At 60.6% G+C, this 21137-nt stretch carries 17 protein-coding genes, 3 tRNA genes and 1 other RNA gene; 16 read left to right on the forward strand and 5 right to left on the reverse strand.

The annotated features are described in order from the left end of the window. The first annotated feature begins 25 nt into the window (after positions 1–25). Together fabZ and Q0G75_RS07650 are read left to right on the forward strand one after the other, a co-directional pair. Positions 26–475, forward strand: a complete 450-nt coding sequence (gene fabZ / locus Q0G75_RS07645) for a 3-hydroxyacyl-ACP dehydratase FabZ (RefSeq protein ID WP_294416362.1) — start codon at positions 26–28, stop codon at positions 473–475. A gap of 19 nt (positions 476–494) precedes the next feature. After that, complete coding sequence (locus Q0G75_RS07650) at positions 495–3035, forward strand: acetyl-CoA carboxylase carboxyltransferase subunit alpha (protein WP_294416364.1); 2541 nt, start codon at positions 495–497, stop codon at positions 3033–3035. Positions 3036–3171: 136 nt separating this feature from the next. On the opposite strand, the gene Q0G75_RS07655 is transcribed toward Q0G75_RS07650, so the two are convergent. Beyond that, on the reverse strand, positions 3172–6618 hold the full coding sequence (locus Q0G75_RS07655; protein ID WP_294416365.1) for a DEAD/DEAH box helicase: 3447 nt from the start codon (positions 6616–6618) through the stop codon (positions 3172–3174). Positions 6619–6974: 356 nt separating this feature from the next. On the opposite strand from Q0G75_RS07655, the gene Q0G75_RS07660 reads away from it, so the two are divergent. Further along, positions 6975–8066 (forward strand): carcinine hydrolase/isopenicillin-N N-acyltransferase family protein, encoded by a 1092-nt coding sequence (locus Q0G75_RS07660; protein ID WP_294416368.1) that lies wholly within the window; start codon positions 6975–6977, stop codon positions 8064–8066. A 154-nt stretch (positions 8067–8220) separates the two neighbouring features. Here Q0G75_RS07660 and Q0G75_RS07665 read toward each other — a convergent pair whose 3' ends face one another. Further along, positions 8221–8808 carry an NUDIX hydrolase gene (locus tag Q0G75_RS07665; RefSeq protein WP_294416371.1) on the reverse strand — a complete coding sequence of 196 codons (588 nt, stop codon included), beginning with the start codon at positions 8806–8808 and terminating at the stop codon, positions 8221–8223. A gap of 125 nt (positions 8809–8933) precedes the next feature. Further along, positions 8934–9302, reverse strand: coding sequence for a NifB/NifX family molybdenum-iron cluster-binding protein (locus tag Q0G75_RS07670; protein WP_294416372.1), 369 nt, complete (start codon positions 9300–9302; stop codon positions 8934–8936). Positions 9303–9465: 163 nt separating this feature from the next. Between Q0G75_RS07670 and Q0G75_RS07675 the strand changes: the two genes are divergently transcribed. From Q0G75_RS07675 to Q0G75_RS07705, 7 genes are all read left to right on the forward strand, one after another. Beyond that, positions 9466–9954, forward strand: coding sequence for a DUF523 domain-containing protein (locus Q0G75_RS07675; RefSeq protein WP_294417923.1), 489 nt, complete (start codon positions 9466–9468; stop codon positions 9952–9954). A 150-nt stretch (positions 9955–10104) separates the two neighbouring features. Continuing rightward, positions 10105–10563: a YhcH/YjgK/YiaL family protein gene (locus tag Q0G75_RS07680; protein ID WP_294416378.1), complete on the forward strand. Its 459-nt coding sequence runs from the start codon at positions 10105–10107 to the stop codon at positions 10561–10563. A gap of 25 nt (positions 10564–10588) precedes the next feature. Beyond that, positions 10589–11716, forward strand: coding sequence for a M42 family metallopeptidase (locus Q0G75_RS07685; protein WP_294416380.1), 1128 nt, complete (start codon positions 10589–10591; stop codon positions 11714–11716). Positions 11717–11720: 4 nt separating this feature from the next. Next, complete coding sequence (gene smpB, locus Q0G75_RS07690) at positions 11721–12185, forward strand: SsrA-binding protein SmpB (RefSeq protein ID WP_294416382.1); 465 nt, start codon at positions 11721–11723, stop codon at positions 12183–12185. After that, the gene (locus Q0G75_RS07695) at positions 12185–12592 is read left to right on the forward strand and encodes a hypothetical protein (protein ID WP_294416383.1); all 408 of its coding nucleotides are present in this window, start codon (positions 12185–12187) and stop codon (positions 12590–12592) included. Before smpB ends, Q0G75_RS07695 begins: the two co-directional genes overlap by 1 nt. A gap of 87 nt (positions 12593–12679) precedes the next feature. Further along, positions 12680–13049, forward strand: a transfer-messenger RNA (tmRNA) gene (gene ssrA, locus Q0G75_RS07700). Between the two features lie 511 nt (positions 13050–13560). Continuing rightward, positions 13561–15195, forward strand: a complete 1635-nt coding sequence (locus tag Q0G75_RS07705) for a L,D-transpeptidase family protein (RefSeq protein ID WP_294416385.1) — start codon at positions 13561–13563, stop codon at positions 15193–15195. 60 nt (positions 15196–15255) lie between these two features. On the opposite strand, the gene Q0G75_RS07710 is transcribed toward Q0G75_RS07705, so the two are convergent. After that, complete coding sequence (locus Q0G75_RS07710; RefSeq protein ID WP_294382278.1) at positions 15256–15741, reverse strand: aminoacyl-tRNA deacylase; 486 nt, start codon at positions 15739–15741, stop codon at positions 15256–15258. A gap of 122 nt (positions 15742–15863) precedes the next feature. Here Q0G75_RS07710 and murI point away from each other — a divergent pair, with 122 nt between their 5' ends. From murI to Q0G75_RS07730, 4 genes are all read left to right on the forward strand, one after another. After that, entirely contained in the window at positions 15864–16724 is an 861-nt protein-coding gene (murI, locus tag Q0G75_RS07715; protein ID WP_294416386.1) for a glutamate racemase, read from the forward strand. A 29-nt stretch (positions 16725–16753) separates the two neighbouring features. Next, complete coding sequence (rdgB, locus tag Q0G75_RS07720; protein ID WP_294416387.1) at positions 16754–17356, forward strand: RdgB/HAM1 family non-canonical purine NTP pyrophosphatase; 603 nt, start codon at positions 16754–16756, stop codon at positions 17354–17356. Between the two features lie 34 nt (positions 17357–17390). Then, positions 17391–17467 (forward strand) — tRNA-Pro (locus tag Q0G75_RS07725). 3 nt (positions 17468–17470) lie between these two features. Beyond that, positions 17471–17544, forward strand: a tRNA-Gly gene (locus tag Q0G75_RS07730). A 341-nt stretch (positions 17545–17885) separates the two neighbouring features. On the opposite strand, the gene Q0G75_RS07735 is transcribed toward Q0G75_RS07730, so the two are convergent. After that, positions 17886–17961: transfer RNA gene (locus tag Q0G75_RS07735), tRNA-Arg, on the reverse strand. 693 nt (positions 17962–18654) lie between these two features. Here Q0G75_RS07735 and arcA point away from each other — a divergent pair. Continuing rightward, positions 18655–19872, forward strand: a complete 1218-nt coding sequence (gene arcA / locus Q0G75_RS07740) for an arginine deiminase (RefSeq protein ID WP_114621202.1) — start codon at positions 18655–18657, stop codon at positions 19870–19872. A 186-nt stretch (positions 19873–20058) separates the two neighbouring features. Beyond that, the gene (gene argF / locus Q0G75_RS07745; protein ID WP_042433932.1) at positions 20059–21054 is read left to right on the forward strand and encodes an ornithine carbamoyltransferase; all 996 of its coding nucleotides are present in this window, start codon (positions 20059–20061) and stop codon (positions 21052–21054) included. The last annotated feature ends 83 nt before the right edge of the window (positions 21055–21137 follow it).

Here is a 21137-nt window from a genome sequence, read left to right on the forward strand (position 1 = left end):
CGCGCCCCATTCTAAGGATCTACCCATGGAAACCATCCAATACCCCTGCGGCCGCGACGTCATCGAGCGCGTCTTGCCGCATCGAGACCCGTTCGTGTGGGTCAGCCGCGTGCTCGAATGCGAGCCCGGGGCAAGCATCACCGCCGAGCTCGATGTCGACCCCGAACTGCCCCTGTTCGCGGGCCATTTTCCCGGGCATCCGGTGCTGCCGGGCGTCATCATCATGGAGGCGCTCGCGCAAACCGCATCGTTTTGCGCTCTTGTCGGTCGCGATGAGCCCGGCGTGCTGGGCTTTTTCGCCGGCATCGACAAGGCGAAGTTCCGCCACCAGGTGCAGCCCGGCGACGTGCTCACCCTGAAGGCTGATATCGTGAAGAACTCCTCGCGCATGGTCGTTGCCGAGGTGCAGGCGCTCGTCGGCGACCAGGTTGCGGCCACGGCAACGCAGAAATACGTCATGGCCAAGGGCGCATAGGGTTTTCGAGGGGTTTGACATGAAGCTATTCAAGCAGGACTACATCTCGTTCGACGGTTCGGGTTCGTTCGTCACCGTGTCCGGAGATGCACGCGAAAGCGTCGTCGACGATGCCGATGTGGCGTATCGTCTCTCGCGCATCGCGGAAGAGGAGCGCGAGCGCATGACCTCCGAAGGCACCGCTCCCAACGCGGTCGACGCCGCGGACATGTCGGCTTATACCGGGGTGGCCGCGCAGCACGCCCAGGCGCCCCTCGGCGCGCAGGCGGGCGAATCCGCAGCGATTCCGCCCGCGCCGATCGCCCTTGTGGTTGCGCGCGGCAAAGCCGTGAAGCGCACCATCATGGCGGTGCAGGATGCCGGCATGGTGGCCTGCGTTGCGTGCACCGACGACAAACGCGCGGACGCAGCTCTGCGCGCGGCCGATGCGAAGGTCAGCCTCGGCGAGAAGCACCTTGATGCGCTGTATTCCAACGGCTATGCCGTGCTGCAGGCCGCCGAGAAAGCCGATGCGCAGGTCATCTTGCTGACCGAGGATGCCCAGGTGCTGTCGGGCGTGGATACGTTTCTGGCCCGCGCGGCGGCGGCTGGCCGTCGCGTGTTCACGCAGCTGGGCGATTCGCCGCAGTTCGGCTGGGTGCTGTGCACCACCGACAAGACCGACGAGGTATGCGGCGCGTGGCGCACCTGCAAGCATTGCAAGCTCACCTTCGACGGCGCCAGCTTGGCGGCGGGGCATTACGTGTGCCCCTCGTGCGGCGGGTACCTGCGCATGACCTCCGACGAGCGCATCGATGACCTGCTCGATGCGGGCACGTTCCAGGAATGGGACCGCGTCATCGACCAAACCGACCCGTTGGGTTTCCCGGGCTATCTTGACAAGCTTGAGGCTCAGCGCGGGAAAACCGGGCTTGAGGAGGGCGTGCGCACCGGCCAGGGCTCCATCGCGGGCTTGAAGTGCGCCATCGGCATCATGGAGTCAACCTTCTTCATGGGGTCCATGGGCAGCGTGGTGGGGGAGAAGGTCACGCGCCTGTTCGAGCGGGCCACCGCCGAGCACCTGCCGGTGATCATCTTCACTGCCTCGGGCGGCGCGCGCATGCAGGAGGGCCTCGTCTCGCTTATGCAGATGGCGAAGACCTCGTGCGCCATCGAGCGTCATGCGGCGGCGCACCTGCCTTATATCTCGGTCATCACCGACCCCACCACCGGCGGCGTCACCGCATCGTTTGCCATGGACGGTGACATCATCTTGGCCGAGCCCCATGCGCTCATCGGCTTCGCCGGGCAGCGCGTCATCCGCGACACCATCCGCCAAGAGCTGCCCGAAGGGTTCCAAACCGCCGAGTTCGCGCTCGAGCACGGCTTGATCGACGCCATCGTCGAGCGACATGACCTTCGTGCCACGCTGGCCCATATCCTGGCCATGCATCTGTCGACCGCCTGCCAGGCGACCGGGTGCGCGCACAACGCCGGCGACCATGACGTGCTCGTTAGCTATCGTGCGGTCTGCGACAACTTGGAAAACGGCACGGCAACGTACAACACCGTCACCTATGCCGACCTGCGCCCCGAGCCTATGAGCATCGAGGAGCGCGCCGTGTGGGAGAAGCTTCGCGAGGCCATTCCCTCGTCGCTGATCCCCGAGAGCTTGCGTGCCGGTGCATCCCGACGCGTCGAGCGCGCCATCGCCGCCGGCACGTTCGACGCCGAGGCGGGCACGTCCCTGGAGGTGGGGGCGACGTCGGCCGTCGCAGCCGCTTCGGCCGATGAGCAGGAAAACCGTGCGTGGCAGAGCGTGCAGCTCGCCCGCAACGTGCACAGGCCTACGGCGATCTCCTACATCCGAAGCTTCGTCGACGGCTTCGTCGAGCTGCATGGCGACCGCGGGTTCGCCGACGATGGAGCCATCGTCGGCGGCATCGGCTGGATTGGCGGGCGCGCCGTCACCGTCATCGGCCAGGAGAAGGGCGAGAACCTCAAGGAGCGCATCCGCCGCAACTTCGGATGCCCGCAGCCTGAGGGCTATCGCAAGGCGTTGCGCCTTATGCGCCAGGCCGAGAAGTTCCGTCGCCCCATCGTGTGCCTGGTGGACACCCAGGGCGCGTACTGCGGTACCGAGGCAGAAGAACGCGGACAGGGCAACGCCATCGCCGACAACCTGGTGGCTATGGCGGGCCTGAAGGTTCCCGTGGTCACCGTGCTTCTCGGCGAAGGCGGTTCGGGCGGCGCCTTGGCGCTCGCCGTCGCCAACCGGGTTGCCATGCAGGAGCACGCGGTGTATTCGGTGCTTTCGCCTGAGGGCTTCGCCTCCATCCTGTGGAAGGATAGGACGCGCGCCCCTGAGGCGGCCGCGGTCATGAAGATGAGCGCGCACGAGTCCTTGGAGCTCGGCATCATCGACGCCGTGGTTCCCGAGGGTCCCGCGCCCGCGCATGAGAACCCCCTGATTGCCGAGCGCAACGTGCGCGACTATGTGCAGGCGGCTCTTGATGAGCTGTGCGGCATGAGCGAGCAGGAGCTGCTTTCCCAGCGCTACGAACGCTTCCGCAAGTTCTAAGCATTGCGCGTCGTACGCGCTGCCGTGGGAAAACGAAAGGGCCGGGTTTCGAACCGTGTGCCGCTGCTGGACCGAAAGCGAAGGTTCGGCAGCGGGCGCGGCTTGGAGCCCGGCCCTTCTTTGCATGGGGAAGTGATCACCCCTCCAGCAGGTCAATCAGCTCGTCGGCGCTCAAGCTTGCAAGCGAGATGCCGCTCGAGCCGATAACCTGGTCGGCCAGCTTGCTCTTCTCCTCCTGCAGGTGCAGGATGCGCTCCTCGATGGTGTCCTTCGCTATGACCTTCTGCACGCTTACGACGCGTGTCTGCCCGATGCGGTGCGCGCGGTCGGTGGCCTGCTGCTGCGCCGCGGCGTTCCACCAGGGATCGGCGTGGATGACCACGCTTGCGCCCGTAAGGTTCAGGCCCGTGCCGCCCGCCTTAAGCGATACCAGGAACACGGGGACGTCGTTGCCGTTGAACTCGTTCACCAGCTCCACGCGGTCTTTCTTCGGCGTTTTGCCCGTGATGGTGTAGAAGGCGATGCCCGCCTCCTCGAGGCGCTGCGCGATCAGGTCCAAGAAGCTGGTGAACTGACTGAAGATGAGCGTCTTCTCGCCGCCTTCCATGGCGCTTGCCACCAGTTCCATGATGGTATCGAGCTTCGCGCCGTGGCCGCGATAGTCCTCGAACAGCAGACGCGGGTCGCAGCACAGCTGGCGCAGCTGCATGAGTTCGGCAAGCACCTCCACGCTGGAAACGTGTTCGCCTGCATCCCGTTTCGCCTGACGCTGCTTGCGCTCGCGGCGTTGGCGGGTCAACTCCTCGCGCAGGCGCTGCTCGTGAGCATGATAGAGCTTCAGCTGCTGGCCCTCCATGGGGGCGTACACCACGCTTTCCAGCTTGTCGGGCAGGTCGGTGAGCACATCGGCCTTGCGGCGCCTGAGCAAAAACGGCCCCACGACGGCGCTCAGGCGGGTGGCAACGTCCTCTTCGCCGCCCACGATGGGCAGCTCGAAGCGTTCGCGGAAGCGCGCGTACGGCCCCAGAAGGCCCGGCATCAGGAAGTCGAAGATGCTCCACAGCTCTGATAGGCGGTTTTCCATGGGCGTGCCGGTAAGCGCGAACCTATGGCGTGCCGACAGGCGCTTCACCGCGCGGGTGGTCAGCGTGGCGGGATTCTTGATGTATTGAGCCTCATCAAGGGCGCAGATGAACAGCTCCCGTCCGGCGTAATCGGCCGAATCGATGCGCGCCAGGTCGTAGGAGGTGATGAGCACATCGACCGGTGCACAACGGTGACCGGATGCGTCGACGGGCTCTGCCGTTGCGGCTGCATTGTGGTTTTGCAAGGCTGCTTCCCTCGCGTGGGCATCAACGTTGCGCGAAGCCGCTTCTGCGTCGGTAGGCGACCCGGGCGCATCTCCTTGACGCCCGGAAACCAGGTTCGCATCATACGGCGCGAACGCGTGGCCGCGGATCACCTTGCGCTCTGCGGCGCTGCCCACCACGGCTGCCGCGTTCAGGCTGGGTGCGAAGCGCTCGAACTCGGCCATCCAGTTGTACACCAGCGAAGAGGGGCACACGATCAGGCTCGGCCCGACTTCGCGGGCTTGGTCGGCACGGGCCACCAGCAAGCTGATGAGCTGGACCGATTTACCTAGGCCCATCTCGTCGGCAAGCACGCCGCCGAACCCCGCGTCCAGGCGGGCGGACAGCCATCGCAGGCCTTCTTCCTGGTAGGGGCGCAGTGTTGCGTTCAGCCTTTCGGGCACCTGGTATGCCCGCTCGTCGATCGCGCGGAAATCGCTCAGGTACTGCGTGAAGCTGCGGTCGCGGTCAAGGTCCGCCTCCTCGTCAAGGTAAAACGCGCGAAACGACGGCAGCTCAACCGTTCCCGTGGCAAGCTCCTTTTGCGTGATGCCCAGGTCGGATGCCAGGCGGTCAAGCTGGGCGAGCTCGAAATCGGAAAGGTCCACGAACGCGCCGTCGCGCAGGCGATGGTAGCGCTTCTTCTTCCGATAGCTTCCCAGCATGGCCGCAAGATCGTCGGGGCCAAGATCGCCGGCGTCGACGGTGAGGTTGATAAGGTTGCCTGACAGCGACACGCCCATGCTCAGGCGCGGCTTGCCGTCTTTAATCAGGCGATCGAACGCCGGCGTGGTATACACCTCGCCGGCTTCGCGCAACTGGCCCAGGCCGGTGAAGATAAGGTTGGCCACCGCTTCCTCGTTGCTCATGGGGATGCGCGTTTGACCTGCTCCGAAGTAGCGCTCCACCAGCGCCTTCGCCTTTCCTTCGGCACGCGTGTCGCGCAATGGCGAAGGGCCCGAGGCGCTCTTGTCGTCCTTGTGGTCGGCAGGTACGGTCCCGCACAGCGTGAAGCGGCGCGGACCGTAAGCTGCTTGGGCGCCGATGGTCACGTTCTTGCCGTTCTTGTCTAGGAAAAACGCAAGCGTGCATTCCATGGGGCGCCAAGCCGAAAGCTCGGCCGGGGCGCTGAGATGCAGGTTCTCCTCGATGACGGGCAGGGCAGCCGCGCAGAACAGGGGCATGTCGTCGTTTGCCACGAACAGGTTGCGCTCGTCGCTGTCGTAGACCGTGCGCAGGAAGTCCGAGCAGCGCGCGAACGCCGGCGAGCAGCGATGCACCGTGTCCCCGCCGCACCATATATACAGGCGCCCGGCTTGCTCGGCCATGCGGATATGCTCGCCGCGCTCGATGGTCCAGCCGCCGGCCTCGGCCGGCGACATGGCGAGCGAGATGTCCGGATCGCTATGCTCGATATGCACGCGCTGCACGGTGGGCGTTGCGTAGTCGGCGCCCGTGATACTGAACTCGGCGCCGTCGAGCAACCCGAACAGCTCTACGGCCTCGGCCTCGGAAAGCTGCAGGGTGCGGCCCACCGACGCGCTTTGACGGCGAAGCCATGACGGCGCATCGTCGGCGGCCTCGCGCATGGAGCAGGCCCGTTCGATGAACTGGGCTACCCCGCGCGAGCGTTGCTCGAACACGGCAGGGGAGTGCGTGAACGCCAGTTTCTTACCGTATGCGTGGCGGGCGCCGGAGCGCATACGGTCGGCGAACTCCGAAAGCGATTTCAGCACGTAAGGCGTACCCGAAGGTCCGCTGATGCGAAACGAGGCGGACCATAGCCCGTAGCCGTACGACAGCTCAGCGTGCAGGACCACGCTTTCGGCGGGCGTGTCATCGGCCTGCAGCTCCTCGGTGCGCTTCATGAACTCCGTGATGCACGAGGAGGATTGCGCCGTGCGCTGCGCCTGGTAACCCATGAAGGTTTCGGGGCGCTGCGAGAACGCGAGCGCCAGGGCGACGCAGTGCTTGCACATGCCGGCATACTCGCGAAACGCAGGGCACGTGCATGAGTAATCCAGCACCTCGTCGGCGTCCTCCTCGAGGATCACCGAGGTGCGGTAACGATCGTCCCAGCCGCTGCTGGAGGCCACGAACGCGCTGACCACCGACTCCTCGGCATCGTAGCGCACCTGCTTCGTGAGGATGTTCCTGTCCGATGACGCGATGGCTCGTCCTCGCGTGAACGAACGCTGGTTGCATTGGCTTGCTATGGCTTTTTCGGTGATCATCGCTTGCTGCTTCCTTTGCTTGAACGCATTGTTCGCAAACGTTTATTTTAGCGCAAAGGAGCACATGGTGTCGCGGTGCGCGGGGTTTCGCATAGGTATCGGCGTGCATTCTCGCTCGCTCGGGAGGCGGCTTTTCGCGTTCGCGCATCGGCCGGTGTTCCGGGCTTCAGGGGAAGGAGTCGCAATTAGGCGCCGATGCGTGATTCGTGGAGGTGCTTTGGGGCAAGGTTCGCTGCATGTCCGGGGAGCGGGGCCGTACGGGGTGGGAGAATCTTCTGCTCATGCCGTTTTGTGCGATAATCGGGAAAACGCCCGGAAAGCGCCGCTAACGGGGCGAACGACGGAAGGGGTCGTCAATGAAGCTTGGGAATATCGCGAAGGTAGCTGCCGCCGCCGCTGGCGTTGCCGCAGGTGCCGGCGCTGCAGTATATGGCTCGCGCGCGGCTACCATGGCCTCGATCAGGCAGATCGCGCCCGCCGATGGGCCGTATGGCCTCTATGCCATGGACGTGTTCTATCGCTACGACCTCGATCGCATCATCGAGCGCGGCCTCGGAAGCGATCAAGGCAACATGGACGCCATCCTCGCCGAGGCGCTTCCGCTCGTTCCCGTGCATATGCAGGCGCCGCAGTTCGGATGCAGCGCGTTCACGCTTGCGAGCGGCGAAGGCGTGCTTATGGGCCGCAACTACGACTTCAAGTTCGATACCTCCGCCATGCTCGTGCACTGCACTCCTGCCGACGGTTACGAATCCATCGGCTTTTGCGCCCTCGACAACCTCGGCGTGGTCGATGCGCTGCAGGTGAAATCGCGTTTCGCCTGCCTGGCCGCGCCCTTCGCCTGCTTGGACGGCGTGAACGAGAAGGGCGTTTCCTGCGCGGTGCTCACGCTTGACAGCACGCCCACCTCCCGCATCACCAGCAAGCCCGTCATCTCCACGCCGCTTGCCATACGCTTGGTGCTCGATCGGGCCGCCACCACGCAGCAGGCCGTCGACCTGCTGCTTTCTTACGACATGTTCGCCACAAGCGGGCGCGATTACCATTTCTACATCACCGACGCGCAAGGCGATGGCCGCGTGGTCGAGTTCGATTGCGACAGTCCCGAGCGTATGCCCGTCGTCACGCCGGTGCGCCAGGTCACCAACTTCTTCGTCATGCACCAAGACAAGGTCGCGCCTTTTCAGAAGAACGGGGCGTATGGGCATGGCCGAGAGCGCTACGATGCCATCTCCGCGGTGCTCGATGGGGCGCCGGTTGGTCAGGATTCCCAGGTCACGGCATGGAAGGCGCTCAGGACGGCTTCGCAGGCTCCGAACCCCGAGGACGTCACCAGCAATACGCAGTGGTCCATCGTGTTCGATAACGAGAACCTTACGGCAGATGTGGCCTTGCGCCGTCGCTGGGACGATGTCCACCATGCCGATATCCACGGCAACATGGCGTGAGGTCCGGTTCCCGGGGCGGAAAGGCTTGCGACCAAGGCGCGTAGTCGCGTCGGTTTTGATTTGGTGGCGAAGCGCGGCGCCAGTTCGCGCGTGCATGTGGTGTAGCGTGCTTGGCCTAAAGGGGCGTACCGCGGTTTGAAGGGGTGCTGCCGGCTTATCGCGTCGCGAAGCGCGGCGCCAGCTGCCGCGTCTTCTCGATGAGCTTGCGATAGATGCGCTCGCGTATCCACGGCTCGCTCGACAGGGTCACGGCATCGTCAAGTTCAACCCATTTCACGCCGCTGTTCTCGTCGGCCTTGATGCGCACATGCTCGGCAGGGTCGGCAACCGCCAGGTACGTCACGTTCAGATGCAGGTGCGAGCTGACGTATGCCCCGCGTTTGACGTGGCCGTCCACGGTCAGTACCTCGCACGACAGTACATCGCCCGGCTCGCACGGCACCAGGCGCGCGCCGTGCACGCCCGTTTCCTCCTCCAGCTCGCGCAGGGCGACTGCCGCAAGGTCGGTTTGCCCGTCCGCATGCCCGCCGATCCAGCTCCATGAATCGTATATGTTGTGATACACCAGGAGCGTTTTTGTGAACGAGGGGTCCACGGTCCAAATGGAGCACGCCATGTGAGCAACGGCCGTTCTATCGAACACCGCAGGGTCCGTTTTCAGGCGCGACAAGATAAGGTCGCGGTCGGCGGCTTCCTGCTCGTTGGCGGGATGGAACGCTTGCAGATCCTCGAATATGCCCACGGCTGCTCCTTGTGATTGAAAAGGCCCGGGCATGCGGCCCGGGCCTGTGACTGCGTGTCGATTATAACAAGGTGTGCGGGCTCGGCTTGCGCCGCAAGGCGGTTGCGACCGCCGGCCCTTGCATCTTAGTGATGATGGCTGCAGGCGTTTTCCAGCACCATGCGCGCGCAATCGCCGGCGATGAACTTGTTCACCACGTCGCCGACCATGGGCGTTTCCTGCTCAAGGTAGATGTCCACGCCGTATTGCGTGAAGCGCATGAACGGCGGCTGGCCCATGCCCGCGCAGATCATCGCATCGATGCCAAGGTTGTGCGCGAACTCGATGACGCCGCCGCAGCCCACTTCGTCATGATCGACGTTTTTCACCGATTCGACGCCGGTGACCTGCCCGTCCTCGATGGTCACGAGCGTGAACCAGGGCGTGTGGCCGAAGTGTCCGCTGCGGATGCTCGTCAGGCCTTCGCCGGTTTCGCTGGGGATTGCAACTTTCATGGTATCGCCTTTCTACGACGTTCGCGTCGGGGCGCCTGCTCCGCTCGCTTCTCTTGCAGCCAACTCTAGCACAGCGATGCTTCGGTGCACGAACTTTTTTGATACTCTCCAAGTAGCATATTGGTAGGAATAACCACTTTGCCGGGGAGGTATAATGCCAAGTATGGAGAAAACCCCGAACACATCGCCTGCCATCGCCGTGAGCGCCTGCCTGCTGGGCAGGCCGTGCCGCTACGACGGGTCTTCGAAACCCGTTGATGCCGTCATGCAGCTCGCTCGATGCTACAAGTTCGTTCCCATATGCCCTGAAGTTGCAGGGGGCCTTCCCGTGCCGCATCCTCCGTGTGAGATCGTGGCGGGGTCTCGCCCAGTGCGCGTGATGGATACGAATGGCGACGACGTTACGCAGGCCTTCCATCTTGGCGCAAGCCGCTGCCTGGAGCAGTTGCGCGATGCCGATTGCCGGGTGGCCGTGCTCAAATCGAAAAGCCCTTCGTGCGGAAGCGGGTCGGTGTACGACGGCAGCTTCACGGGCGCGCTCGTGCCGGGGTGGGGCGTTGCCGCGCAGCTGTTCCGCGACGCGGGCATCACGGTGCTCGATGAATCGCAGGTCCATAGGCTGGACATGCCGCTTGGTCCTGCGCAGCCCTAAAGCAGCTTAGCGACAAAGGCGTGCCTTGGCCTCCTTGTGCATGCCGTGGGGTGCCGTCTACCGCGGCGGCTTGTCCGCCGGCGGGGTGTATACTTCCCTAAACGAATAAGGCGGCGCCTTGCGCGCCGCGTGAATATGAAAGGAATCGGTATGCTGGTCACCAACCTTGCCCATGCGAACGGAAACGACTACCTCAACCAGCGCTTTGCCAAGGCCTATGCGTTCCTCGCGCAGGACGGCCTGGATGCCCTGCCGCTCGGCCGCAGCGAGATCGACGGCGACGACGTGTTCGCCAACGTACAGGAATACGACACCGTCGCCGCTGCTGAAAAGCAGATGGAAGCACATCGCGGTTACTACGACGTGCAGTTCGTCGTGTCCGGCCAGGAGCTTTTGCAGTACGCTCAGCTCGACGGGCTGTCCGAGTGCCAACCGTTCGATGAGGAAAACGACTTCGGCCTGTACGAGACGCCCGAGGAGTGCACGAACGTGGTCCTTCACGCCGGCGATCTGGCCGTTCTTGCGCCCGAGGATGCGCATAAGCCCGGCTGCACGCTTGGCTCCGCGCCTTGCCATGTGCGCAAGATCGTCGTGAAGGTCCGCGCGTAACAACCTCCTTCAATAAAGGAAGCACATGAACAAGCAAGATCGCAAATATCTCAAGCGCCTGCTCGAGACTCCTTCGCCCACGGGCTGCGAGCAACGCATCGCCGCCATGGTTCGTGAGCGTATGGAGGGCGTTGCCGACCAGGTCACCACAGACGTCATGGGCTCGGTCCATGCTCGCCTTGCAGGCAAAGGGGCGGCGCCGTCGCTCATGCTGGCCGCCCATATGGACGAGATCGGCCTGATGGTGGTCAACGTCTCCGATGACGGGTTTTTGTCGGTGGCCGCTATCGGCGGCGTTGACGCCGCTATTCTGCCGGGGCTTCGCGTGGATGTGCACGCCTCTGGCGCCGAGTGTCCTTTGCGCGGCGTCGTCGGCCGCAAGCCCATCCACCTCATTTCGGCGGGTGAGCGCGACAAGGTCACGCCCTTGTCGGGCCTCGTCATCGATCTGGGTCTTCCCGCCAAGAAGGTCAAGCGCCTGGTGAAGGTGGGCGACGTTATCACGTTCGGCGTGGGCTTCGAGCGCTTCGGGAAGAATATGGGCGTCTCGCGCGCTTTCGACGATAAATGCGGCGTGTGGGTCATCACGCGCGTGCTCGAGGAGCTGGCGGCTGTCGGCGGTTGCGCGGGTGATGTCACCTGTGCCTGCACGGTGCAGGAGGAGATCGGCACCCGTGGCGCCATCACCTCGGCGTTCGGCGTGCATCCCGATGTGGCGGTGGCCTTCGATGTCACGCACGCCACCGACTACCCGGGCATCAGCCACGCCAAGTTCGGCGATATCAAGTGCGGTGGCGGCCCGGTTATCGGTCGCGGGCCCAATGTCAACCCGCAGGTGTTCGAGCGCCTCGTCCAGGCCGCTAAGACCGCGGGCATCCCCTATCAGGTAGAGGCCCTGCCCGGTCATTCCGGCACCGATGCCTGGCCCATCCAGGTCAGCCGCTCCGGCATCCCCACGGGTTTGGTGTCTGTGCCGCTTCGCTATATGCATACGCCCACCGAGGTCATCTGTTTGGACGACCTTGATGCAACCGTGGCCCTGTTCGTGCAGTTCGCGCGCGATCTGGAGTCCGGCGGCTCGTTCGTGCCTATGGCGGGTTGCGGCTCGGCGTCGCTCGATGCCTGCTCCGCACGTACTACGCAGGGGGAGTAGCGTCATGAAAAAGCAAGCCCAAGACATCGCGCGCAACCGCAAGGCGCTGCACGATTACGAGGTTCTCGAAACCTACGAGGCCGGCATCGCCCTGACCGGTACTGAGGTGCGCTCGCTGCGCGACAACCATTGTCAGCTCACTGACTGCTTTGCGCTCATCCGCCACGGCGAGGTGTGGCTGCATGGCGTCCATATCCCCCCGTACGCCTTCGGCAACATCGCCAACCCCGATCCGGACCGCAAACGCAAGCTGCTGCTGCACAAAAACCAAATCCGCAAATTGGAGCAGCAGACCAAGGAAAAGGGCATGGCGCTTGTCCCGTTGAAGATGTACTTCAACAAAAGCTCGCTCGTTAAAGTCGAGCTGGCGGTGTGCCGCGGCAAGAAGAACTACGACAAGCGTGCCGCCATGGCCGAGCGCGATTCGAAGCGCGAGATCGAACGCGCGCTGAAGGAAAGGAGCCGTTGATGAGCGATCAGGAAGCGCTGGAGGCTGAAGAGCAAATTTCGGAGCATGCTGTGCAAGATGCTTCCCAAGCTGATGAGACGCCTGCCGCCGAAGAAGACCTCGAGGTGGTCGAGCTCGAGCTTTCCGATGACGATATCGTGCGCTACCTCGAAGATGAAGATGGCAACCGCATCGGCTTCGTCATCATGGAAGACGGCGAGGAGGCCGAGTACCTTTATGTCGAGGATGAGGATGCGGGCGGCGAAGTCGTTGATGACGGCAGCCTGGGCATCACGCGCGACGGCGTCCAACAGGCAACCGACGATATGAACGCCATCTTCAAGGACGGCGTTAAGATGGCGGCCGAATTCAAGGGCGCGTTCGATGACATTAAAAGCGCATTGGACTTCAGCTCTCTTTTGAAGTAAGATTATCTATCCGTTCGGCGGCTTGCCGCCGTGCACTTTGACAAGGTGGACCGCAGCGTCCCGACTCGGCTGCAAAGCCGGCTTATCGGGGGCGACTGGTTTCGACATGGTATGTTTGAACTGAGGAGCAGGTCGTGGTCTCCTCGCCACGTTAAACAGGGGTACCGTCAAGTTAATTGGCAAGAACAACTCTCAGAGCGCTCCGGCGCTCGCCATGGCTGCCTAAACAGCGCCTGGCACGTCAACTCCGGGTTGTCCCCGGCTCGGACGCGACGTCATTTTAGGGGACTGCATCGAAGCACGTGGACGGTATGGCTTCGATAAAGATCGAACCGACTAGGAACCTCAACGTTTGCCCGTTGACCGACGGGTTCCGAATTCCGATAACGGGATAAGCTTGTAGAGCCTGAGGGATAATATAGTATGGACCGGAGTTCGATTCTCCGCGCCTCCACCAGCATCTTCTAGACCGTCTGTTCTGTTTGCGCAGTTCAAGCGGTCTTTTTAGCTTGAATAGATAATTATCACATGTGGCATAAATACGGTAAATCGCTGTAAACCCCTGTATCTGACGAGTGCGTCAACAGATGACCAACGAATGAAACCGCAGGGAAAACGAGCCTATTTGTCATCTGCTAACGGGTGTTGGCTCGATTTCGCACGACTGACTACATGCCGATAGTCGGGTCTTTGACAGACGGCTGGATGTGGTGAAGGTACGTGGCGTTGATGTCGCAGTGTCCTAGAATGCGCGACAGGACCTCGACCTTGCCGCCTGCGTGAAGGTGACTCTTGGCAAAGCCGCGCTTTATCGTACGTTAACGGCCGCATCCGGGCATCAGTCGTTGGTTAGGGAAATGACATCCCGATGGCCATAATTATCGTATCGAAAATATCCACAAGGTATCGCTCCATGAGCATTACGTTGCTACAATGAATCTATCTACACCCTATTCAGCGAGAGCATCATGAGCAACGATCAAAACGACAAGGTTTCGCGCGGGCGTCACGTCGCTCCAAGCGATATCCCCTCCATTTATTCTGATAACGATAACCAGCCCGGCGGCTTCATCCCACAGCAGGTGCATGGTCAGCAAACCAGGCAGGCTTATCCGCAGTATGCGCAAAACGGCCACCAGGGCTATGCGCCTTCCGGTATGCAGATTCCTCCCACGGGCGTTTCCCGCCCTAAGAAACGCGTCGGAAAGGTGCTTGGTATCGTCGCCGCCTGTTTGGTTGGCGTCCTTGCAATCGCCTATTGCGGCGTGGCGCTGTATTTCGGCAGCCACTTCATGCCCAACACCAAGATCGGCAATCTCGATGCATCGCTTATGTCCACGGCGGATGCCGAAAAGGCGCTTGCCAATGAGGTGGACTCTTACAAGCTCACCATTACGGGCAACGGTTTCAACCTTACGGTTTCGGCTAAGGATGCCGGTGTCGACTTCAACGCCGCCGAAGCGGTTAAGGAGGCGTACTCCGCATACAACGAATGGCTGTGGCCTGTCGAGCTTATGCGCAGCCATGATGCAACCGGTGCCATGATCAGCTCTTACAACGATTCCGGCCTTGAGCAAACCGTATCCGCAGCCGTTGCCGCGTTCAACGAATCTGCTACCCAGCCTCTCAACGCAACGGTCGCCTATGATTCCGCATCCGGTTCATTCACCGTTTGCAAGGAAGTGGCCGGCACCGCCCTTGACGCGTCGAAGGTCATGGCCGCCGCCGATGCTGCGCTCGCTGAGCTTAATCCCAAGGTCGTGCTCTCGTCTGAGCAGCTGTTGCAGCCTACGGTGTTTTCCACCGACCCTCGCTTGAAAACCGCAGCCGAGCAGGCCAATACCATGATCGGCGCCGATATCGTGCTGACCATGGGCAAGTCCACTGCCGCGGAAGTCGATGCCGATCTCATTTCGCAATGGGTCACCGTTGACGAAAACGTGCAGGCTGTCCTTGATGAGGAGGCCATGCGAGCCTGGGTCGATAAACTCGCCTCCGATTGCGATACCGTCGGCACCACCCGTACGTATACGCGCGCCGATGGCAAGGCCATCACGGTTTCCGGCGGTGTGTACGGCTGGTCCATCGACTACGATGCGCTTATGGACCTGGTGGTCAACGGGGTCAAGGAAGGCCTTGTTGAAACCGTCGAGATTCCCAACGCCACTAGCGGCGATGCATACAACGGCGTTGGCGGTCGCGACTGGGGCAACCGCTATATCGATATCGATCTTGCTGAGCAGCACGTGTATTTCTACGATGATTCCGGGGCGTTGGTCTGGGAGTCCGACTGTATCTCCGGCATCCCCGACGGTACGCACGATACCAGCGTTGGCGTGTATTGGATGAACGCGATGCAAAGCCCTGGCAAGCTCACCGGTTATGAGAACGGCCAGAAGATCTATGAATCAACCGTTCAGTACTGGATGCCCTTCGACGGTAACGCTATCGGATTGCACGATGCCGATTGGCAGCCCGATTTCGGCGGAACCATGTACAAAGATGGTTACGGAAGCCATGGCTGTGTGAACCTGCCTCCGGCAAAGGCCAAGGAACTGTACTCGCTTATCCACTCCGGTGATTGCGTGGTCTGCCATTGGTGATCAACGTGCAAACGGTGAAAGCTCAGACGCCCTGCAAGCGATGCTTGCAGGGCGTCTTCGTTAAACCACGGTAAGGTCAACGCATTCCACGGGCACAACGCGCTGCAGTTCGCTCAGCGGCGTTTGGATCTGGCATCCAATGCGGCCGCCCGAGAACATGATGCGGTCGTAAAGCTCGGCCGTCTCGTCAATGAAGGTGGGGAAGAGCTTCTTCATTCCCACGGGGCTGCAGCCGCCGTGAATGTATCCGGTCAGCCCTAAAAGGTCGCGGGATTTCACCATCGCGATGGACTTCTCTCCAGCAGCGCGAGCTGCTTTCTTCAGATCCAGTTCGCAGGCAACGGGAATCATAAACACGAAATGCTGGCCAGATTTTCCCTGAGTGACCAACGTCTTGAACACGCAATCCGGATCTTGTTCCAAAAGCGCCGCAACCTCCACTCCGGACAGCGCTTCGGGGCATTCGAAGAAGCGCGTGTCGAAATCGGCGTGCGCCGCCTCCATTTCACGTATAGCATTGGTTTTGCGGTCTTTTTCCTTCGACATGATCAGCTGCTCCCTTTTCTGGAACTTTTCGCCTGTCATGCAGGTTAGCAGATACTATGGCACCCGCCGCGCATTTCAGAAAGCGCCCGCAAGCATGCGCTATACTGAGCGGCATGGATATCATGCAAACATTCGATAACGCGCCTATCGGCGTGTTCGATTCAGGGTTCGGCGGGCTTACCGTAGCGCGCGAAATCGCGAAGGCGCTGCCCGAGGAATCCATCATCTACGTCGGCGATTCCGCGCGTTGTCCTTACGGTCCGCGCAGCCTTTCCGAAGTGGACGGATTCGTCCAGCAAATCGGCTCATGGCTGGTGCAGCGCGGGGTCAAGCTCATCGTCATCGCGTGCAATACCGCTACTGCAGCCGGCTTGGCGCATGCCCAGCGAACGTTCCCCGTTCCTGTCATAGGCGTTGTGGAACCTGGCGCACGCGCCGCTGCGCACGCAACGCGCAATAAGCGCGTCGGGGTCATCGCTACAAAGGCTACGGTGGAGTCCGACGCCTATACGAAGGCGATTCGACATCTGGATGCGGGAATCACCGTGTTTTCCACCGCTACGCCGCGATTCGTCGAGATTGCCGAGCAGGGCATCCGCATGGCGGAGGGTCCGATCGAGAACTATACCTCGCTTGCATCGAAGGTCTATATTCGACCGCCGTTCCAGGCTATCGCCAAAGAGTATCTGGAGCCGTTGCGACGCTGCCAAATCGACACGCTCGTCCTTGGTTGCACGCATTTTCCGTTGCTCAAGGCGTTGATCGGCGGCGTGGTGGGGCACGAAGTCACGCTAATTTCGTCGGCGAAGGAAGCGGCTCGTGACGTTACCGAGATCCTGGACCGTCATCATCAGCGTGCCCAGGCAGGTCATGCAGCAGAGTATGAGTTCAACACCACCGGCGATGACGTTGCGGAGTTCCAAAGCTTCGGCAGCCGCGCATTCTGCATGCCTATCACCAGCGTGTCTCATATCGATTTTTAGAATCACTTCTCGGCTCGAAAGGAACCGTTATGAAAACCGTGCTTATTGCCAGCAACAACGCTCACAAGGCCGTTGAAATCGCCGAAGCGCTCGATTTTCCCGGTTGGGAGTTCAAAACCCTCAAACAGGCTGGCGTTTACTCCGATCCCGCTGAGGATGCCGAAACGTTTCTGGGCAATGCCCGTATCAAAGCCCAGGCGGCTCAGCAGGCTAGCGGCGGGATGGCGGTGCTAGCAGACGATTCCGGCCTGGAAGTCGATGCGCTTGATGGCGCTCCCGGCGTGCATTCCGCACGATATGCCGGCGAACCGTGCGACGATGCTGCCAACAACGCAAAGCTGCTTGACGCGCTTGCGGGCGTCAAGGACGAGCAGCGCAGCGCCCGATTCGTATGCCACCTGGTCTACCTTGATGAGCAGGGTAGGGAATTCGACGCCCGTGGAACGGTCGAGGGTCGTATAGCCCATGAGCAGCAGGGGGATAACGGGTTCGGCTACGACCCGTTGTTCCTGCCCGAGGTGTTTGACTTCAAACGCTCGCTCGGACAGGCGCTTCCTGAAGAGAAGAACTCGATTTCCCATCGAGGCAACGCTCTTCGTGAACTTCGCGCGAAATTGTCCGAAAACGCGTAGAAAGTTTGGTATACTAGCTAGGCTGTTTGGATGTCGGGACGTGGCGCAGCCTGGTAGCGCGCCTGCTTTGGGAGCAGGATGTCGCAGGTTCGAATCCTGTCGTCCCGACCAGTCGCGGGTGTGGTTCAATGGTAGAACTGAAGCCTTCCAAGCTTCTAACGCGGGTTCGATTCCCGTCACCCGCTCCACTAAAACCCTAGGCCAGAGCCTTTTTGGTTCTGGCTTTTTTGTTTGTGCGCCAAAGTGTGCGCCATGCTGCGGGCCAAATGCGGGCCAAATCCGAAAGAAACTTCAAACCTTGCTGTGCGGGGAGCTGTTTGCGAGCCCCCTGTCTTCTCAGCCGTTCATCAGCTTGCAAGTGCGCGAGCGCACGTTCAAAAGCAATTGCAAATAGACCTGCGATTTTGCTGCGCGTAGACGATCGCTGCGTTGCGTTGTTGACGATATCGTAGCAATAGCAGATTGCATCGTCCTTATTGCCCGAAAGAAAAAGCCGGAGGCGGCAAATCGCGCTCCGGCCAGAAAATCCTGGCGCGCCCAGCAGGACTCGAACCTGCAACCGTCGGATTAGAAGTCCGATGCTCTATCCGTTGAGCCATGGGCGCACAAAACGCAGCTATTATACCGCAAACACGCGAAAACACGTAAGCTTGCATCATGTTGAGATGAAACAATCCGTATCGGTTCAAAACCATTCGACGTCAGAAAAGAGCTGATTGAGGAACCCGGCAAATCTGACATGTAATGCACCTTCACGCATTGAACCCCTATGCCCGCTGAATCAGTTGAACTAGCAAAAAAGCGGTAAGAAGCAAGCGGATTCGAGCAGTGTGGAAGAATCAACCTATAGCGTTATCGACCGTAGCTTGGCCGGAAACGATACCAGTTATTGTGGCATAGCGGCTCTCTATCAATGCCCAACTGGATCATAAGCGTTTTAGCATCGAAATCGCATGATGCATTATTTCCCATATTTATGCATAACTAGGGTTTCGAAAGAAAACGTCTATGGGTCAGCATGGCTTCAAGTATGGTGCAGGAAAATTATGCAAGTGCACAAGTAAACTATCGTGAACCAAAGAGAATGTGAAGGAAACGTGTAGAAACGCGATGGAAACAAACTCGAAAATTTATCGTTTTCGCAGGTCACCCTGAAAATTCCGTTTTAAGAAATTTTGGTAGTTGCATTTCAATGTGAAGCATGAGAAGTTGGTTTTGCAGTCGGAACGCGCGGTGCGCAACGGGCGTTCCGCTTCTAAGAAGTCCGAAAATGCATAAAAGGCATAAGGAGGGTTTTCATGGCAGGCGTAAACGTCAAGAGCGAAATCAAGCCCTTGAAGAAGGTTCTGTTGCATCGCCCTGGTAAAGAGCTGCTGAACCTCACGCCGAACACGCTCGAAGAGCTGCTGTTCGACGACATCCCGTTTCTGAAGGTCGCTCAGGCTGAGCATGATGCTTTTGCTCAGGCTCTTCGCGACAACGGCGTGGAGGTCGTGTATTTGGAGAACCTCATGGCCGAGGTGCTCGATGCCAATCCGGCTCTGCGTGAGCAGTTCCTGAAGCAGTTCATCGAAGAGGCCGGTATCCGTACCGAGCGTTATCAGAAGATTCTCTTCGATTATCTGAACGACAACTACAAGACCAACATCGACTTGGTTCTGAAGTGCATGGAGGGTGTCAACCTCACCGAGCTGCACACCGACAAGTCCAACTCCCTGGTTGACCTGGTTTCCGAGTCCTCCAAGATGGTCATTGCCCCGATGCCGAACCTGTACTTCACCCGCGACCCGTTCGCGATGATCGGCAACGGCGTTTCCATCAACCGTATGTACGCTGTCACGCGTAACCGCGAGACCATCTTCGCTGAGTATATCTTCACGCATCATCCCGATTTCAAGGATGTGCCGCAGTACTACAGCCGTTACAGCGCATTCCACATTGAGGGCGGCGATATCCTCAACATCAACGAGCATACGCTGGCCATCGGCATCTCCCAGCGCACCGAGCCGGACGCAATCGACGAGATCGCCCACAACATCTTCAAGGACGAGACCTCGCCGGTCGACACCATCCTGGCGTTCAACATCCCGAACAACCGTGCAATGATGCACCTTGACACCGTGTTCACCCAGATCGATGTTGACAAGTTCACCATCCATCCCGGTATCATGGGCCCGCTGACCGTGTTCGAGATCACCCCCGAGGGCGAGGGTATCAAGGTCAAGGAGACCTCCGGCACCCTCGAGGAAGTTCTCGAGAAGTACGTGGGCATGCCTGTCACCCTTATTCCTTGCGCTGGTGGCGATCGTATCGCTGCAGAGCGCGAGCAGTGGAACGACGGCTCCAACACGCTGTGCATCGCTCCTGGTCGCGTGGTTGTTTACGAGCGCAACGACGTCACGAACGCGCTGCTGCGCAAGAACAACATCGATGCGATCGAGATTCCCTCTGCAGAGCTTTCCCGCGGCCGTGGCGGCCCGCGCTGCATGAGCATGCCGATCTGGCGCGAGGACTAGATTTCTCGCTGCGCAGAGCGCATAATCGCCGTATCCCTTTTGGGGTGCGCATCCTGAGAAATCAGGAACCCTTGTTAGGTTTTTCCCGGAACGTGCGAAAGCGCGTTCCGGTAGAAACAGCAGGCTGAAACTTGGCGCGGCCTGCATTAATAAGTTCTTGTTAACTTGCTATCGAAAGGAATTACCATGCCTGTAAGCCTGAGCGGTCGTCATTTCCTGCGTCTCCTGGACTTCTCCACCGAGGAGATCGAGTACCTGCTGAAGCTTTCCAAGAACTTCAAGGACATGAAGCGTGCTGGCGTGCCGCATCGCTACCTTGAGGGCAAGAACATCGTGCTGCTGTTCCAGAAGACCTCCACGCGTACCCGTTGCGCATTTGAGGTTGGCGCTATGGACCTGGGCATGGGCGTGACCTACCTGGATCCCAACAGCTCCCAGATGGGCAAGAAGGAGTCCATCGAGGACACCGCTCGCGTGCTCGGCCGCTTCTATGACGGCATCGAGTTCCGCGGCTTTGCTCAGACCGACGTCGAGGATCTGGCTGCCAACGCTGGCGTGCCGGTTTGGAACGGCCTGACCACCGAGTGGCATCCCACCCAGATGCTGGCTGACGTTCTCACCATGCAGGAGAACTTCAACTACGATCTGAAGGGCCGCACCGTGGTCTTCATGGCTGACGCCGCCAACAACGTTGCCCGTTCCATGATGGTTGTTTGCGCCAAGCTCGGCATGAACTTCGTCGCTTGCGCCCCCGAGACCAACTGGCCCGAGGCTGAGCTGGTCGAGGAGTGCCGTGCCATCGCCGCTGAGCATGGTGCCACCGTCAAGCTGACCGCTGACGTGAAGGAAGGCTGCACCGACGCCGACGTCATCTACGCTGACGTGTGGGTGTCCATGGGCGAGCCCGACGAGGTCTGGGGCGAGCGCATCAAGAACCTCGAGCCCTACCGCGTGACCAAGGAGGTCATGGGCTACGCTAAGAAGGACGCTATCTTCCTGCACTGCCTGCCCAGCTTCCATGACACCAACACCACCATCGGTGCCCAGAAGGCCGAGCAGTTCGGCATCACCGAGATGGAGGTTGCTGACGACGTCTTCGAGTCCAAGCAGTCCAAGGTCTTCGACGAGGCCGAGAACCGCATGCACACCATCAAGGCTGTCATGTACGCAACCCTGAGCTAAGTCTCTAGGTTCCAAACTCACCGTTGCGCCGCCCCCGTGGCGGCGCAACGAATTGCATCGAAATCCCTTGCCAACCTATGACG

Origin of the sequence: uncultured Senegalimassilia sp. (assembly GCF_934636665.1) — a bacterium.
Classification (GTDB): domain Bacteria; phylum Actinomycetota; class Coriobacteriia; order Coriobacteriales; family Eggerthellaceae; genus Senegalimassilia.